We start from the raw sequence: 1,853 nt of genomic DNA on the forward strand, positions 1-1,853 counted from the left end.
AAGAGTCCAACTCTGACAACCGATGAGGTAAAACAGCGACTGGGCTTAATGTGAGATGAGCTATACCATCCAATACAAGTCAGAATCTCTTGAGAATCTGGAAAAACTAGATCGCCAAGTCCAATCTCGCATCATCAAGAAGATTGTCTGGTTGGCAGAAAACTTTGAGGACATCACGCCACTTGCTCTCACGGCAAATTTAGTAGGCGCGTATAAGCTCCGAGTGGGAGACTACCGAGTTATTTATGAATTCAGTGAAGTTGATGAAACGATCGCTATTTTAAAAATTGGACATCGTAGTGAAATTTATGGATAGATTTCAACATTAAATCTTATGTCCGGAACTTTGATTTGTCAGATTAAGAGATAGACTATAATTTATCCCTAGAAATAATTATACGTCCATCCAGAAATCATTCTCATCATAGTTCGGGACTGATCGATTTAGATAAGGGTGATTAGGCTTTGAGTATGTCGATCGATGGGTGTTGGTTCGTTGGCGTAGCCTCCGCTTTGCTCCAGTCGATCTGGTTTGATTCGATCGTTATAGAACCGATTTGAGGTCTTCTGGTGGGGAGGGCGGGTTCGATCGATATCGATTGGTAAAATCGATATTAGCTAGCATAAACCCGCCCCTACAGATCCTAGATCCACGCACGATCCGTTTTTTACATAACCCGTAGCTGGCTTTGTTTATGCTAGAAATTCTTGCGATTCACAATCATCTCCCAAGCGAACCCGCCCGCCCCCACCAATATCTGTTCGATCGATCGCTAGATGTCAAACGGACAATAGCGATCTATACTAGAAAGTAGCAGTATTTAGCCAAACTATTGTGAATACTAAAGAGCTAATCGTCAGCGAACTAGAATCAACATCAGAAGACCTATTATCTGAAGTGCTAGAGTTTGTTAAATCTATTAAACGTCAACAGCCCATATCGATCTCAACAACAGCACGCCAACGCATACCCAATTTAGAGCATGGTAAAATTATCATGAGTGATGATTTTAACGAACCACTCTCTGATTCCTTTTGGTTGGGAGTAGATGAGTGAAGGTCATTCTGGATACACAAGTATTAATTTGGTGGGCGAACGATATATCGAATATTTCCGATCGCGTCCAAAATATTATTTTCGATGTAGATAACGAATTGTGGGTTAGTTTGGCAAGTATTTGGGAAATTCAGATTAAGGTTTCTTTAGGTAAGTTAAATCTGCCTCGACCTTTACCAGATATTATCGCGATGCAAGTTAGCGAAAATCAGATTAAAATTATACAGATTGAGCTATCTCATATTTATACTCTCGATTTACTACCGCCTCATCATCGCGATCCTTTTGACAGAATAATTATTACTCAAGCTATGGACGAGAAAGTATCGATTGCCAGTATAGATAAAGCCTTTGATGCTTATTCGATCGATAGAATTTGGTAACATTATAACAACTAACAACTAGATTAGAGTATCTGTAATGAATACTAGATTAGTAGTTCAGTCAGCTATTAAGCAATTACCAAAAGACGAAATTCGCAATCTGGCAAAGTGGCTGCAAGAATATCTCGACGAAGAGTGCGATCAGCAGATAGATCTAGATGTTGGGCTAGAAGTTAATCCAGCAGTTATTGAGCAATTGTTAGCGATTCGCCAGAGTAAAAGTCCAACCCTGACAACAGAAGAGGTAAAACAGCGACTGGGATCGATCGACGAGGAGCATCCGATATTAAAGTTTGCAGGTATTTTTAAAGATGATGCCGATTTTGCTGCTGTAGTCGCCAACATCGCCGCCGATAGAGCAGATACAACCGAAGAATAATGACTGTATTTATTCTAGGTACCGATTCTGCCTC

Annotated in this window: 4 protein-coding genes; all 4 read left to right on the top strand. The window is 40.3% G+C overall.

The window, feature by feature from the left end; all coding sequences use genetic code 11:
- Positions 1–55: 55 nt before the first annotated feature.
- The 4 genes from RMO27_RS23670 (at position 56) to RMO27_RS23685 (ending at position 1,819) form a co-directional block, all read left to right on the top strand.
- Positions 56–316 carry a type II toxin-antitoxin system RelE/ParE family toxin gene (locus tag RMO27_RS23670; protein ID WP_309737019.1) on the top strand — a complete coding sequence of 87 codons (261 nt, stop codon included), beginning with the start codon at positions 56–58 and terminating at the stop codon, positions 314–316.
- Between the two features lie 519 nt (positions 317–835).
- Positions 836–1,057 carry a hypothetical protein gene (locus RMO27_RS23675; RefSeq protein WP_309737020.1) on the top strand — a complete coding sequence of 74 codons (222 nt, stop codon included), beginning with the start codon at positions 836–838 and terminating at the stop codon, positions 1,055–1,057.
- Complete coding sequence (locus RMO27_RS23680) at positions 1,054–1,440, top strand: type II toxin-antitoxin system VapC family toxin (RefSeq protein ID WP_309737021.1); 387 nt, start codon at positions 1,054–1,056, stop codon at positions 1,438–1,440. Before RMO27_RS23675 ends, RMO27_RS23680 begins: the two co-directional genes overlap by 4 nt.
- A gap of 37 nt (positions 1,441–1,477) precedes the next feature.
- On the top strand, positions 1,478–1,819 hold the full coding sequence (locus RMO27_RS23685; protein ID WP_309737022.1) for a hypothetical protein: 342 nt from the start codon (positions 1,478–1,480) through the stop codon (positions 1,817–1,819).
- Positions 1,820–1,853: the final 34 nt, after the last annotated feature.

The sequence above is a fragment of the Chamaesiphon sp. OTE_75_metabat_556 genome (assembly GCF_031378165.1).
Classification (GTDB): Bacteria; Cyanobacteriota; Cyanobacteriia; order Cyanobacteriales; family Chamaesiphonaceae; genus Chamaesiphon.

What these genes read in the sequence shown, in the direction of transcription:
- RMO27_RS23670 (WP_309737019.1), top strand. Translation starts at nt 56, where the DNA reads ATGAGCTATACCATCCAATACAAGTCAGAATCTCTTGAGAATCTGGAA.
- RMO27_RS23685 (WP_309737022.1), top strand. Translation starts at nt 1,478, where the DNA reads ATGAATACTAGATTAGTAGTTCAGTCAGCTATTAAGCAATTACCAAAA.